Source organism: Paracoccus sp. J55 (genome assembly GCF_000513975.1).
Classification (GTDB): Bacteria; Pseudomonadota; Alphaproteobacteria; order Rhodobacterales; family Rhodobacteraceae; genus Paracoccus.
In genome coordinates this window covers 97060-109796 of sequence record NZ_AZVA01000007.1, presented here as the reverse complement: position 1 = coordinate 109796, position 12737 = coordinate 97060, and the positions used below count along the sequence as shown (strand labels likewise).

Sequence of the window (12737 nt, the reverse complement as noted above, 5' to 3'; positions counted from 1 at the left end):
TGCGACGCAGGCCGAGGCGGGGCTGAAGCAGGATCGTTCGCCGGGCCTTTCTTCGTCTTCGGGCAGCCTATCCTATTTGGTCGTGTAGCCGCCGTTGACAAGAATGGTCTGCCCGGTCATCCACCAGCCCTCCGAGACCAGGAAGCGGATATGGGGCACGATGTCCTCGATATCGGTCAGGCCGGTCCTGGAGAACCTCGAAAGCGCCGCCGCCGTCCTGTGATAGGCAACCGCATCCTCGCCCTCTGCCGGATAGAAGAAGGGCGTATCCATCGGGCCCGGACCGATCGCAGTCACCGAGATGCCGCGATCGCCGAACTCCTTCGACGCGGCGCGGGTGAAATGCTCGACCGGCGCCTTGGTGCCGGCATAGGCCGCATAGAAGGGCGTGAAGGCGCCCAGCAGCGAAGTGACGAGCGTGCAGATCTTGCCGTTGTCGTTGAGATGCTTGCCGGCTTCCTTCAGGAAGAAGAAGGCGGTCTTGGCATTCACCGCCGCCATCTCGTCATATTCGGCTTCCGAAACTTCGACGATGGGCTTCTTCAGCACCTTGCCGACGGTGTTGATGGCGATGTCCGGCCTGCCGATGGCGGCGATCGCGTCGCCAAAAAGCCTTTCCATCGCTCCGGCGGTGGTCAGATCGGCCTGCAAGGCGATGGCCTCGGCACCAGCGGCCTTGACGGCGGCGACGGTCGCGTCGGCATCCGCCTTGGTCGATGCGCTGTTGTAGTGGATGGCGATGGCTTTCGCGCCGTGCCCGGCAAGATCGCGCGCGACGAGCCCGCCGAGATTCTTCGCACCGCCGGCGATGATGACGGTCTTGCCCTTGATGCTGTGGTCGGTCATGGATCGTTCTCCTTTGTCCGCAGGGCGCCGGTATGGGCGCCGCTTCCGTCCGGACAACATACCGTATGGAAATTGTGGATAAATCCGGCTATTCTGACATCACCTGTCAGAAAAACGGCACAATAGGGCAGCCGAACTTGGACCGCATCGACCTGTTCCGCGTCTTCACCCGTGTCGTCGAATGTTCCAGTTTCACCCGGGCCGCCGACACGCTCGGCCTCCCACGCTCATCGGTGTCGGCGGCCGTGCAGGAACTCGAGGGTCGCGTCGGCGCGCGCCTGCTGCATCGCACCACGCGCCGCGTCTCGCCGACGCAGGACGGCAGGGCCTTCTATGATCGCTGCCTGCGGGTCATTTCCGATGTCGAGGACACCGAGAACCTGTTCCGGCAGACGGCGGCGCAGCCCTCGGGCAGGATCAGGGTCGACGTTCCGGGCCGGATCGGGCGGCTGATCATCGCGCCGGCCCTGCCGGAATTCCTTGATCTCTACCCGCAGATCGACATCGACCTTGGTGTCACGGATCGGGCGGTGAACCTTGTCGAGGACGGCGTGGATTGCGTGCTGCGCGTCGGGCCGCTTGACGATTCCGGGCTGATCGCAAGGCCGCTCGGCAAGCTGGCGCTGATCAATGTCGCCAGTCCCGCCTATCTCAAGCGCCATGGCATTCCGGACAGCCCCGACCGCCTTGGCGCCCATTGGGGCGTCAACTACGCTTCGCCCTCCAGCGGCAGGGTCGAGGAATGGGAATGGATGGACGGCGGAATCCTCCGCACCCGGCCATTGCGTGCCCGCGTCACCGTCAACAGTGCCGAAGCCTGCATCGCCTGTTGCCTGGCGGGTCTCGGACTCATCCAGATCCCGGCCTATGATGTCCGCGCGCATCTCGAAGCCGGAGAGCTTGTCGAGGTGATGCCCGATCACCGGGCCGAGGCCCTGCCGATGACATTGCTCTATCCGCACCGGCAGCATCTTTCACGCCGGCTCCAGGTGTTCGCCGACTGGCTGGAGGCGCTGCTGAGGCGGGACGTGATCGCGGAATAGCCGGTCATCGTCCTTGCTCGGCCGTATCGGGGCGAGCATTGATCGCCGCCAGATCCTCGGCCATCCTGCCTGCCAGCCATTCGCAGATCTGCGGAACCACCGGCGGCAAGGGTTTCGACCGCGGTGCGATCAGGGAATGCTGGCGGCCCGTGCGCAATCTTTTGTCCGACGCTTCAACCATCCTTCCCTCGCGCAATGCACGCGAGACGACGCTGATCCAGCCAAGCGCGATGCCCTCGCCCCGCTCGGCCGCCTGCAGGATCACGGAATAGTCGGAAAAGCGGTGCCACTGTCCCGACCGGGCGAAGCCGGGGCCCAGCAGCCTTTGCCAATGGGCCCCGTGCGCGTCATCGAGGTTCAGGAAGACATGGCCTGACGGATCGTCCGTCAACGGTCCCCGCTTGGCCAGATAGTCGGGGCTGCAGACGGGCAGGATGACCTCGGGCGCGAAGGGCCAGACATGATAGCGCGGGTCGTCGTCGCGCACGATCCGGGTGGCGATGTCTGCATGGGCGGGCGGCTCGCCCAGCATGCCCGGGGCCAGGTCCAGGCGCAACTCGATGCCCGGAAAGGCGGCTTTGAAGCTGCCCAGCCGGGGCAGCAGCCAATGGGTCGCAAAGGAACTGGAAAAGGACAGCGTGACCCGGGTCCGGGCAAAGCGGTCCTGCGCCTCGGCAATGGCCGCGCCGATGCCGGCAAAGCCTTGGGAGACGGCGTCGAAGATGCGCTGCCCGTCTGCGGTCAGGGCGATGCCCGCCGGGCTGCGGTCGAACAGGCGCAGGCCCAACTCGGCTTCAAGCTGGGCGACGGCCCGGCTGACCGAGGGTTGGGTCACGTTGAATTCCCGCGCCGCGGCCGAGAAGCTGCCGGTGCGCGCCGCGGCTTCGAAAACGAACAGCGCGCGCGTGGCTGCGCCCAGTCGGAGCGGAGGGGTCATGCCTGCAGCGTATACCCCCTGTCAGGATTATCAAGCTTCCTGCCACGCCCGTCCTCGCGCAGGTTGAAAGGACAGCTTGCGCCCGGAAGTGCCGCTGCAGACAGGACCACAGCATGCCGATGATCGCCCCCGACGCCCCATCAGACGACCCGCTTCTTCGCCCCTTCCGCCTGCGGGGACTGCAACTGCGCAACCGTGTCGTCAGCACCAGCCATGCCTCGATGCTGGACGATGGCGGAATGCCGGGGGAGCGTTACCAAGCCTATCACGAGGAGAAGGCCAGGGGCGGCATCGGCATGACGATGATCGGCGGCTCGGCCATGATCTCGCGCGATTCCAGCTGGGGCGGGGGGCAGCTGAACCTGGCGGATGACGCGGTCATCCCGCATCTGGCGGCGATGGCAGAGCGGATCCATGGCCAGGGGGCGGCGATCATGTGCCAGATCTCGCATCTGGGCCGGCGGGCGACGGCGCTTGGCGGGGCCTGGCTGCCGGCCATTGCGCCCTCCCGCGTGCGCGAGACCCGGACCCGCAGCTTTCCGAAAGAGATGGACCGCGCCGATATCGACCGGGTGATCGCGGATTTCGCCGCCGCCGCCCGGCGCTGCCAGGAGGCGGGGCTGGACGGGGTCGAGACGCTGACCGGCGGGCACCTGATCGGCCAGTTCCTGTCGCCGCGCACCAACCATCGCAGCGACGGCTTCGGCGGATCGCCTGCCAACCGCGCCCGCTTCGCGCTGATGGTGCACGAGGCGATCCGCCGTGCCGTGGGCGACGATTTCGTGGTGGGCATCCGCTATGTCGTCGACGAAGGCGGCACGGACGGGCTGACCGCTGGCGACGCTCTGGACATCGCCCGGATGATCCAGGCCGAGGGGCATGTGGACCTGTTCGACTGCATCTATGGCCGCATGGACAGCGACCTGCTGCTGACCGAGGACAACATGCCCGGCATGTTCCAGCCCTCGGCCCCCTATCTGGCGCATATCCGCGCCTTCCGGCAGGCGGTGTCGCTGCCGGTCCTGCACGCGGGCGGCATCCGCGACGTGGCCACCGCGCGCCATGTGCTGCGCGACGGGATCGCGGATCTGGTCGGCATGACGCGCGCCCATATCGCCGACCCGCATCTGGTCGCCAAGATCGCGGCCGGGGTCGAGGATCGCATCCGCCCTTGCGTCGGCGCCTCCTATTGCCTGTATCGCAAGGCGCATTGCGTCCATAACCCCGCGACCACGCGCGAAACCACCCTGGGCCACGCGATCCCCCGGTCCCCCGCGCCGCGCCGCGCCATTGTCGTGGGCGGCGGCCCGGCGGGGATGGAGGCCGCGCGCGTGCTGGCCGAACGCGGCCACCGCGTCACCCTGATCGAGGCTGCGGCGCACCTTGGCGGGCAGATCCTGGTGGCGGCCAAGGCTCCGGGGCGCCGCAACCTGCTGGGCATCATCGACTGGCGGCGCAGCGAATTGGAGCGGCTGGGGGTGGATGTCCGCCTGAACACCTGGGCCGAGGCCGCCGACATCCTGGCCGAGGTCCCCGACATCGTCGTCGTGGCGACCGGCGGCATTCCCGACCTGGACTGGCTGGAGGGGGCCGAGCATTGCCACAGCACCTGGGATCTGCTGACCGGCGCGGTCGCGGCCCAGGGCGAGGTGCTGGTCTATGACGGCACCGGGCGGCAGGCAGCCCCGTCCTGCGCGCTGAAGCTGGCCGATGCCGGGCGGACCGTCACCCTTGCCACCCCCGACGCGGTCCCTGCGGCCGAGATGCCCTATCAGGACGCGACCAGCTTTCGCAAACGCTTCTATCAGGCGGGCCTCGCCATCCTGACCGATCATGCCCTGATCCGGGTCGAGCGCCGGGGAAACCGGCTGCGCGCCACCTTGCGCAACGAGATGACGGGGGCGGAACGCAGCCTGGACGTTGCGCAGGTGGTGATGGAACACGGCACGCTTCCGGTGGACGATCTGTTCGCCGAATTGCGCCGGTCAAGCAAGGGCTTCGCGCTGCACCGGATCGGCGATGCGGTCGCCAGCCGCGACCTGCATGCCTCGATCCTGGATGCCTATCGGCTGTGCCTGGGGTTGTGACGGCGGGCCTTGGGCGCAGGCCTTGGGGTGGGCTTCACCCCGCCGCGCGCCCGGAAAAAGGTGGGTAAAACCCCACCCTGCAGGCCGCTTGCCCTTTCATGGGGGTGTGACAGCGTTTCGAGAAGGGGCGGGCCTTACAGCCCGCCGAAATGGAACGCCTTGGTTTCCAGATATTCCTCGATCCCGTCCTGCGCCCCCTCGCGGCCAAGGCCCGAGGCCTTGACGCCGCCGAAGGGCGTTTCGGCATGGCTGACCGCGCCGGTGTTCAGCCCGACAAGGCCGAACTCCAAGGCCTCGCCCACGCGGAAGGCGCGCGCGATGTCGCGGGTGAAGAAATAGGCGGCCAGGCCGAAGGGCGTGCCGTTGGCGATGGCCAGAGCCTCCTCCTCGGTCTCGAAGCGGAAGATCGGGGCGACGGGGCCGAAGGTTTCCTCGGCGGCCAGCTGCATCTGGGTCGTGGCGCCGACCAGAACCACCGGATCGGCATAGGCATCGGGCAGATCGCGCGCGGCGGTGGCGCGGGTCGCGCCCTTGGACAGCGCGTCCTCGACATGGGCGCGGATCTTGGCGATGGCGGCGCCGTTGATCATCGGGCCGATGGTCGTGCCCTCGGCCGTGCCGGGGCCGACCTGCAGCGCATCGACACGCTTCGCCAGCGCCGCGACGAAGGCGTCGTGGATGCCCGACTGCACCAGGATCCGGTTCGCGCAGACGCAGGTCTGCCCGCCGTTGCGGAACTTGGACAGCATCGCGCCCTCGACCGCCGCGTCCAGGTCGGCATCGTCGAAGACGATGAAAGGCGCGTTGCCGCCCAGCTCCAGCGACATGCGCTTCAGCGTCGGCGCGCATTGTTCCGCCAGCAGCGCGCCGACGCGGGTCGAGCCGGTGAAGGACAGCTTGCGCACCACCGGGCTGGCGGTCAGCGTGGCGCCGATCGCCTCGGGGCGGCCGGTCAGGATGTTGATGACGCCCGCCGGGATGCCCGCGCGTTCGGCCAGCACGCCAAGCGCCAGCGCCGAATAGGGGGTGAGGTCCGACGGCTTCACCACCATCGTGCAGCCCGCCGCCAGCCCCGGCGCCACCTTGCGGGTGATCATCGCGATGGGAAAGTTCCAGGGCGTGATGATCGCGCAGACGCCCACGGGTTCCTTCATCGCAAAGACCTTCTTGCCCGGCACGGGCGAGGGGATGATCTTGCCGTTGATCCGCCGCGCTTCCTCGGCGAACCAGCGCAGGAAGGAGGCGCCATAAAGCACCTCGCCCCGCGCCTCGGCCAGGGGCTTGCCCTGTTCCGCGGTCAAGATCTGCGCCAGGTCGTCGGCGTGGTCCAGCATCAGCTGATACCAGCCCATCAGCAGGTCGGCGCGCTCGGCATGGGTGCGCTTGCGCCAGGCCAGCATGGCGCGTTCCGCGGCGGCGATGGCCTGCGCGGTTTCATCTGCCGTGCAGTCGGGCATGGTGCCCATGGCGCGGCCGGTGGCGGGGTTCATTACCTCTATGTCGGGGCGGGCGATCCACTGGCCGTCGATCAGCGCGGCCTGGCGGAACAGGCCGGGATCGTTCAACTGCGGGCCGAAATCGGTCATCTGGTTCATGCTTGTTCCTCCAGCGCGGCCAGGACGGCTGCGGTAATGGCATCGGTGCCGTGCAAGCCGGGGCGGATGCCGATGCCCCGGGCGGTGGCGGATTCGATGGCGGCCAGCACCGCATCGGCGGCGGGCTTTTCGCCCAGGTGCTCCAGCATCATCGCCCCCGACCAGATCGCGGCGATGGGATTGGCGAGGTTCCTGCCCGCGATGTCGGGGGCCGATCCATGCACCGGCTCGAACATCGACGGGCCGCTGCGGTCGGGGCAGATATTGGCCGAGGCCGCGAAGCCCAGGCCGCCCTGGATCGCCGCGCCCAGATCGGTCAGGATGTCGCCGAACAGGTTCGAGGCGACGATCACGTCCAGATCCTGCGGCGCCATCACCATCTTGGCGGCCATGGCGTCGATATGCATGGGACTGACGGTCACGTCGGGATATTCGGCGGCAACCTGCTGCGTCACCTCGTCCCAGAACACCATCGAGTATTTCTGCGCATTGGATTTCGTGACCGAGGTCAGATGCCCCCGCCGCGCCCGCGCCTGTTCGAAGCCGAAGCGGATGATGCGCTCGACCCCCTTGCGGGTGAAGATCCCGGTTTCGGTGGCGACCTCGTTGTCGCGGCCCTGGTGGACGCGGCCGCCGGCGCCGGAATATTCGCCCTCGGTGTTCTCGCGGATGCAGAGGATGTCGAAGCCTTCCGCCCTCAGCGGACCTTCCACGCCGGGCAGCAGCCGGTGCGGACGGATATTGGCATATTGGTCGAAGGCCTTGCGGATCGGCAGCAGCAGCCCGTGCAGCGACACCGAATCCGGCACCGTGGCGGGCCAGCCGACCGCGCCCAGATAGATCGCGTCGAAGGCGCGCAGCTGCTCGATCCCGTCCTCGGGCATCATGCGGCCGGTGGCCAGACAGGTCTCGCAGGACCAGTCGAAGCGGGTCGGTTCCAGCGTGAAGCCGAAGCGCGCGGCGGCGGCGTCCAGCACCTGCATCGCGGCGTCGGTCACATCCACGCCGATGCCGTCGCCGGGGATCAGCGCGATCTTGTGGGCGGTCATGGTCTTCTCCTTCAGATGTCGATCAGCACCGATTTCGTGCGGCGGTTCGCGGCGAATGCCTCGCGCCCCAGATCCTTGCCAAGCCCCGAGGCCTTCCAGCCGCCGGTCGGCAGGATATGGTCGCGCGACCGGCCATAGCGGTTGACCCAGACCGTCCCCGCTTCCAGCCGCCGCGTCAGGCGCAGGGCGCGGGACAGGTCGCGGGTGAACAGCCCGGCGCAAAGGCCATAGGTCGGGTGCTGGGCCAGGGCCAGCCCCTCCTCCTCGGTGTCGAAGGTCTGGAAGGTGGCGACCGGGCCGAAGATTTCCTCGGTCACGGCGGGGTTGTCGGCCGAAACGCCGCCGATCAGGGTCGGCCGGTAGAAGCTGCCCTCGTGATCGAAGCGGGTGCCGCCGCACAGGATCTCGCCGCCCTGCGCCCGCGCCGCCTGCACGATGCCGTCGATCCGCCGCAGCTGCGGGTCCGAGATGATGGGCGAGAAGCCGGGGCTTTCCGCCCAGGTCGGCGCCGGGCGCGGCCTGGCGAAGCGGTCGGCCAGCCGCGCGGCCAGCGCATCGGCGATGCCGCGCTGCACGATGATGCGCGATCCGGCGATGCAGAACTGGCCGGCATTGGGCAGGATGCCGCGTTCCAGACAGGTGGCGGCCAGGTCGATATCGGCATCGTCGAACACCAGCATCGGGCTTTTGCCGCCCAGCTCCAGGGTCATCGGCTTGATGCCGGTGCGCGCGATATTCTCCATGATCGCCGCGCCTGCGCGGGTCGAGCCGGTGAAGCTGACCTTGTCGATGCCGGGATGCCCGGTGATCGCCGCCCCGGTGACCGGCCCGTCGCCCAGGACGACATTGACCAGCCCCGCGGGAATGCCTGCGCGCACCGACAGTTCGGCCATGTAAAGCGTGGACCAGGGCGTCATCTCGGACGGTTTCAGCACCACGGCATTGCCTGCGGCCAAGGCCGGCGCCAGCTTCCAGCCCGCCATCGAGATCGGGAAGTTCCAGGGCGCGATGGCGCCGACCACGCCATAGGGCTCGGCGGCGATGAAGCCCAGGCTGCCCGCGCCCGTGGGCACCAGGTCGCCGCCTTCCTTGTCGGCAAATTCGGCGAAGAAGCGGATCTGTTCTGCCGTCACCGGCACGTCGCCTGCGGCCACATGCGCGACGGGGCGGGACGAGCAGACCGCCTCCAGCCGGGCGAGCACGGGGGCCTCGGCCTCGATCAGGTCGGCCCAGGCATGCAGCGCGCGCAGACGGTCGCGGGGATGCAGGGTCGCCCATCCCGACACGGCAAGCGCCCGCCGCGCCGCCGTCACCGCGCGGTCCACCATGGCCGCATCGGCCACCGGGACATGGCCGATCACCCGGCCGCTGGAAGGCGCGCGCACCTCGAGCCGCGCCTCGTCCTCGACATAGGCGCCGTCGATGAAATGGCCTGCGGGCAGGGTCAGGGACAGGGGATCGAAGGCAAGGGTCATGGCATCCTCGGCTGTTGGGACAAGGGTGGCGCGGGGCGGCCGGCGAAAGCTGCCGAAGGGGCGCGTCGGGCAGCAGAAATCACCGTGCCGCACCGAGGCACGGAAGATTATGCTGTCACTCCTCCAGCAACGCGCCGACGGGCACCGGGCGCACCGGGGGCTGGCCGCGCAGCCGGCCCACCTCCTGCGGGGCAAGACCGGCGTGGCGGGCGATCAGCGCGGCGGCGGCAAGCTGGCAATAGCGGCCCTGGCAGCGGCCCATGCCGATGCGGCCCAGGGACTTCACGCGATTGGCCTCGGCCCCGCCCAGGCCTGCGGCATCGCGCATCTGTCCCAGGGTGATCCCCTCGCAGCGGCACAGGACAGCCGCATCGGGCAGCGCGTCCAGCTGGCCCGAAGGCCAGGGAAAGGCCCGCGCCATCGCGGCGGCGAAGCGGTGCAGCCGCCGGGCGCGGCGCAGCAGCGCGCGCGTGCCGGGCGTGGCGATCCCCAGGTCGGTCAGGCAGGCATTGGCGGCCAGGGCACCCGCGACCTCGGCGCCATCCGCGCCCAGGATGCGCAGACCGTCGCCGGCCAGATAGAGGCCCGGCCCCGCCCGGCCCATCTCATCCGCGACCGGCAGCCATTGGGCCCAGGTGTCGGACCAGGCAAAGCGCGCGCCCGCCAGGTCGGCCAGTTGCGTTTCCGCCCGCAGGTGCCAGCCAAGCGCCACCGCGTCGCATTCCGTGACCTGCGCCCGGCCCCTGCCATCGCGCCAATGCACCGCATCCGCGGCGATCCGTTCCAGCCGGACGCCGGCGTGATAAAGCCGCCCAAGCCGCGCCCGCATCGCCAGCCCCCGCGCCGTCACCGCCGGGCGGGCCAGGGCCATGCCGATGCCGCCCCGCATCTGCGTCGCCAGGGACGAGGTGTCCAGCACCGCCGCGACCCCTGCCCCCGCCGCCAGCAGCTGCGTCGCCACCAGGGTCAGCAGCGGCCCCGATCCTGCCAGCACGATCTGCCGCCCGATGGCCACGCCCTGCGCCTTCAGCGCGATCTGCGCCGCGCCCAGGGAATAGACCCCGGCACGCTGCCAGCCATCCACCGGGACCAGGCGATCGGTGGCCCCCGTCGCCAGGATCAGCCGGTCATGGGGAATGCGTGCCGCACCGACATGCGCCACCCCGTCGCGGATCGCATGGACCGCGGATTGCGGGCGATAATCCACCTGCCCCGTCGCCACCATGGCGTCGAACAGCGCGTGCAGCGCCCGCGCCTTCCCGGCCTCGGAGCCATAGAGCTTTTCCGGCGGGCGGGTGAAGCCTTCGGGCGGGCGGCGATAGATCTGGCCGCCGGCCCGCGCAGCTTCGTCCACCACGACCGGGCGCAGGCCCGCGCGGACCAGCCGCTCCGCCGCGCGGATGCCCGCAGGCCCGGCGCCGACGACCAGCACCCGCGTCATGCGGGCCACCCTTGCGGCGCCTCGGAAAGCAGCCGCATCCCCGCCGCAAGGGGCGTCGAGCAGGCGCGCAGGCGCGAGCCGTCCTCGGCCCAGATCCAGCAATCCTGGCAGGCGCCCATCAGGCAGAAGCCCGCGCGCCGCTCCGGCCCGAACTCGGCCGGGCGCAGCGATCCGGCGCCGGTCAGGATCGCGGTCAGCACCGTGTCGCCCATCAGCCCGGTCATGTCCCGCCCGTCGAAACGGAACGCCACCGGCGCGCGCCCCGTCTCGGCCAGCCGGACCAGTTGCCCGCTCATTCCGCGGCCTGCGCAAGGGCCGGGCGCGGCAGGTCGGGGAAACGCGCGCAGACGGCATCGAAGGCGCGGTGCACGGCCTCGGGGCCGTTGCCCTCCATGCGGCGGAAGATCTCGGTCTTGGCGAAGAAGCGCCAGTGGATCGGCAGCGCCGTCAGGATCGCCGTCAGGGCCTCATAGGCGGCGCTGGTCCAGCGCGCCTCGAAGCCGTCGCGTTCGGGGCCGAAATGGAAATGCCCCTGATGTTCCGTCGCCTGCGCCCGCAGCGCCGCCGTGGCATCGGCATCGCCGACGACCACGCCGTAATCGCGCCGCGCCGCATCGGCCGAGACATAGCCCCGCGCCACATCCTGCTCGACACGCCAGACCTCGCGCTCGAAGGGGTTGCCACGCCCGCCGCCGCCGGCGGAACGGATCATCAGCACATCGCCGGGGCCAAGGATCGCGGTATCGGCGGACCCGGTGCGCCGTTCCTCGGGCGTGCCGGGGTTCACGATCATCTCGGCCAGGCCCGCAGCCTTGCCGCCCAGGATCCCCCAGGGGCGGAAGAGGCTGCGGTCGCGGTTGCGCGCGGTGATGCGGCTGTCGGGGGCGAAGACGCGGAAGGCCATCTCGGTGGCCAGCCCGCCCCGCCAGCGTCCGGCCCCGCCGCTGTCCTGCGCAAGGCCATAGCGGACGAATTCCACCGGCACCTCGGTCTCGGTGATCTCGATGGGAGTGTTCTTCAGATAGGCCGCGTCCGCGCCCGAGCCGTTGGTGCCGTCGCGCCAGGGCATGCCGCCGCCGCCGCCCACCACCGGGTTCACGGCGGCGATGACCGTCTTCTGCGTGCGCTCGTCCCGCGTCATCACGTTGATGATGCAGTTGTTGCCGGCGGGCGCGGCGGGCATCCGGTCGGGAATGGCCTGCGAGAATGCCCCGAAGATCACCGACCGCAACCGCGCGCAGGTCAGCGACCGCATCCCCACGGCGGCGGGCGCGACCGGGTTCAGCACCGTGCCTTCCGGCGCGATGCAGGTGAAGGGCCGCGTCAGCCCGGTGTTCAGCAGGATGCGCGGGTTCAGCGTATAGAGGACGTAATAGACCCCCACCAGCAGCATGGTATGGCGCGGATCCCCGCCCGAGGGCACGTTCAGCGAACTGCCAAGCTGCGGGTCCGATCCGGTGAAATCCAGCACCGCGCTGTCGCCGCGGATCTTCAGGGTCAGGTTCAGCCGGCAGGGATTGGCCTGGTCGCTGTCCTCGTCGGCGTAATCGGCAAAATGGTAATCCCCGTCCGGGATCGCGCGCAGGATGTCGCGGGCCTGCGCCTCGGCCTGGTCCTTCAGCGCCGCGACGCCCTGGACGAAGCCCTGCTTGCCGAAACGGGCGATCATCTGGTGCACCTTGCGCTCGCCGGTGTTCAGCGCGCCGACAAGCGCCTTGATGTCGCCGATGTTCAGCGCGGGCTTGCGGACATTGGTCTGCATGATCCGCAGGATCTGCTCGTCGAAGACGCCTTCGTTCACCAGCTTCATCGGCGGAAAGCGGATGCCTTCCTGGTGGATCTCGGTCAGGGACCGGGACAGGGACGCCGGCACCGCGCCGCCCATGTCGGTGTTGTGGATATGCCCGCCGGTCCAGGCGACGATCTCGCCATCCGCGAAGACCGGCTTCCACAGGTGGGTGTCGGGGGCATGGGTCGCGACATGGCCGGAATAGGGGTCGTTGGTGAAGGCCACGTCGCCGGGGCGGTAATCGTCCACCATGGCGATGGCCCGGCCATAGGTCAGGCCCGGATACCAGGTCGCGCCCAGGTCCATCGGCACCGCGAAGGTGTCGCCGCCCTTGTCCATCAGCATGACGGTGAAGTCCTGCGTTTCCTTGACGAAGGCGGAATGAGCGGTGCGGTGCAGCGTATGGGCCATGTTCTCGGCCGCCGCGCGGGCGTGGTTGGCCAGGACCTGAAGCGTCATCTTGTCGAACATGGGC

Annotated in this window: 10 protein-coding genes; 2 read left to right on the top strand and 8 right to left on the bottom strand. The window is 69.4% G+C overall.

All coding sequences use genetic code 11. From position 1 onward, the window contains the following. Positions 1 to 72: 72 nt before the first annotated feature. Positions 73 to 846 (bottom strand): SDR family oxidoreductase, encoded by a 774-nt coding sequence (locus PARJ55_RS0109040; RefSeq protein WP_028712739.1) that lies wholly within the window; start codon positions 844 to 846, stop codon positions 73 to 75. A 32-nt stretch (positions 847 to 878) separates the two neighbouring features. On the opposite strand from PARJ55_RS0109040, the gene PARJ55_RS0109035 reads away from it, so the two are divergent. Beyond that, on the top strand, positions 879 to 1889 hold the full coding sequence (locus tag PARJ55_RS0109035; protein WP_232215685.1) for a LysR family transcriptional regulator: 1011 nt from the start codon (positions 879 to 881) through the stop codon (positions 1887 to 1889). 4 nt (positions 1890 to 1893) lie between these two features. On the opposite strand, the gene PARJ55_RS0109030 is transcribed toward PARJ55_RS0109035, so the two are convergent. Beyond that, positions 1894 to 2826, bottom strand: a complete 933-nt coding sequence (locus PARJ55_RS0109030) for a LysR substrate-binding domain-containing protein (protein ID WP_028712737.1) — start codon at positions 2824 to 2826, stop codon at positions 1894 to 1896. Between the two features lie 113 nt (positions 2827 to 2939). Here PARJ55_RS0109030 and PARJ55_RS0109025 point away from each other — a divergent pair, with 113 nt between their 5' ends. Next, the gene (locus tag PARJ55_RS0109025) at positions 2940 to 4913 is read left to right on the top strand and encodes an NADH:flavin oxidoreductase (protein ID WP_028712736.1); all 1974 of its coding nucleotides are present in this window, start codon (positions 2940 to 2942) and stop codon (positions 4911 to 4913) included. Positions 4914 to 5047: 134 nt separating this feature from the next. Here PARJ55_RS0109025 and PARJ55_RS0109020 read toward each other — a convergent pair whose 3' ends face one another. From PARJ55_RS0109020 to PARJ55_RS0108995, 6 genes are all read right to left on the bottom strand, one after another. After that, a complete protein-coding gene (locus PARJ55_RS0109020) occupies positions 5048 to 6508 on the bottom strand; it encodes an NAD-dependent succinate-semialdehyde dehydrogenase (protein ID WP_305809500.1) in 1461 nt (486 codons plus the stop codon). Beyond that, positions 6505 to 7557: a tartrate dehydrogenase gene (locus PARJ55_RS0109015; protein ID WP_028712734.1), complete on the bottom strand. Its 1053-nt coding sequence runs from the start codon at positions 7555 to 7557 to the stop codon at positions 6505 to 6507. Before PARJ55_RS0109015 ends, PARJ55_RS0109020 begins: the two co-directional genes overlap by 4 nt. An 11-nt stretch (positions 7558 to 7568) precedes the next feature. Further along, on the bottom strand, positions 7569 to 9032 hold the full coding sequence (locus PARJ55_RS0109010) for an aldehyde dehydrogenase (protein WP_028712733.1): 1464 nt from the start codon (positions 9030 to 9032) through the stop codon (positions 7569 to 7571). A 115-nt stretch (positions 9033 to 9147) separates the two neighbouring features. Then, positions 9148 to 10473 (bottom strand): FAD/NAD(P)-binding oxidoreductase, encoded by a 1326-nt coding sequence (locus PARJ55_RS0109005; RefSeq protein ID WP_028712732.1) that lies wholly within the window; start codon positions 10471 to 10473, stop codon positions 9148 to 9150. Next, positions 10470 to 10769, bottom strand: a complete 300-nt coding sequence (locus PARJ55_RS0109000) for a (2Fe-2S)-binding protein (protein ID WP_028712731.1) — start codon at positions 10767 to 10769, stop codon at positions 10470 to 10472. The genes PARJ55_RS0109005 and PARJ55_RS0109000 overlap by 4 nt, the downstream gene beginning before the upstream one ends. Continuing rightward, positions 10766 to 12733, bottom strand: a complete 1968-nt coding sequence (locus tag PARJ55_RS0108995; protein ID WP_028712730.1) for a hydantoinase B/oxoprolinase family protein — start codon at positions 12731 to 12733, stop codon at positions 10766 to 10768. The genes PARJ55_RS0109000 and PARJ55_RS0108995 overlap by 4 nt, the downstream gene beginning before the upstream one ends. Positions 12734 to 12737: the final 4 nt, after the last annotated feature.

Bases quoted from the DNA above. Each gene is read 5' to 3' on its own strand.
- PARJ55_RS0109040 (WP_028712739.1), bottom strand. From the start codon at position 846: ATGACCGACCACAGCATCAAGGGCAAGACCGTCATCATCGCCGGCGGT.
- PARJ55_RS0109035 (WP_232215685.1), top strand. From the start codon at position 879: ATGGGCGCCGCTTCCGTCCGGACAACATACCGTATGGAAATTGTGGAT.
- PARJ55_RS0109030 (WP_028712737.1), bottom strand. From the start codon at position 2,826: ATGACCCCTCCGCTCCGACTGGGCGCAGCCACGCGCGCGCTGTTCGTT.
- PARJ55_RS0109025 (WP_028712736.1), top strand. From the start codon at position 2,940: ATGCCGATGATCGCCCCCGACGCCCCATCAGACGACCCGCTTCTTCGC.
- PARJ55_RS0109020 (WP_305809500.1), bottom strand. From the start codon at position 6,508: ATGAACCAGATGACCGATTTCGGCCCGCAGTTGAACGATCCCGGCCTG.
- PARJ55_RS0109015 (WP_028712734.1), bottom strand. From the start codon at position 7,557: ATGACCGCCCACAAGATCGCGCTGATCCCCGGCGACGGCATCGGCGTG.
- PARJ55_RS0109010 (WP_028712733.1), bottom strand. From the start codon at position 9,032: ATGACCCTTGCCTTCGATCCCCTGTCCCTGACCCTGCCCGCAGGCCAT.
- PARJ55_RS0109005 (WP_028712732.1), bottom strand. From the start codon at position 10,473: ATGACGCGGGTGCTGGTCGTCGGCGCCGGGCCTGCGGGCATCCGCGCG.
- PARJ55_RS0109000 (WP_028712731.1), bottom strand. From the start codon at position 10,769: ATGAGCGGGCAACTGGTCCGGCTGGCCGAGACGGGGCGCGCGCCGGTG.
- PARJ55_RS0108995 (WP_028712730.1), bottom strand. From the start codon at position 12,733: ATGTTCGACAAGATGACGCTTCAGGTCCTGGCCAACCACGCCCGCGCG.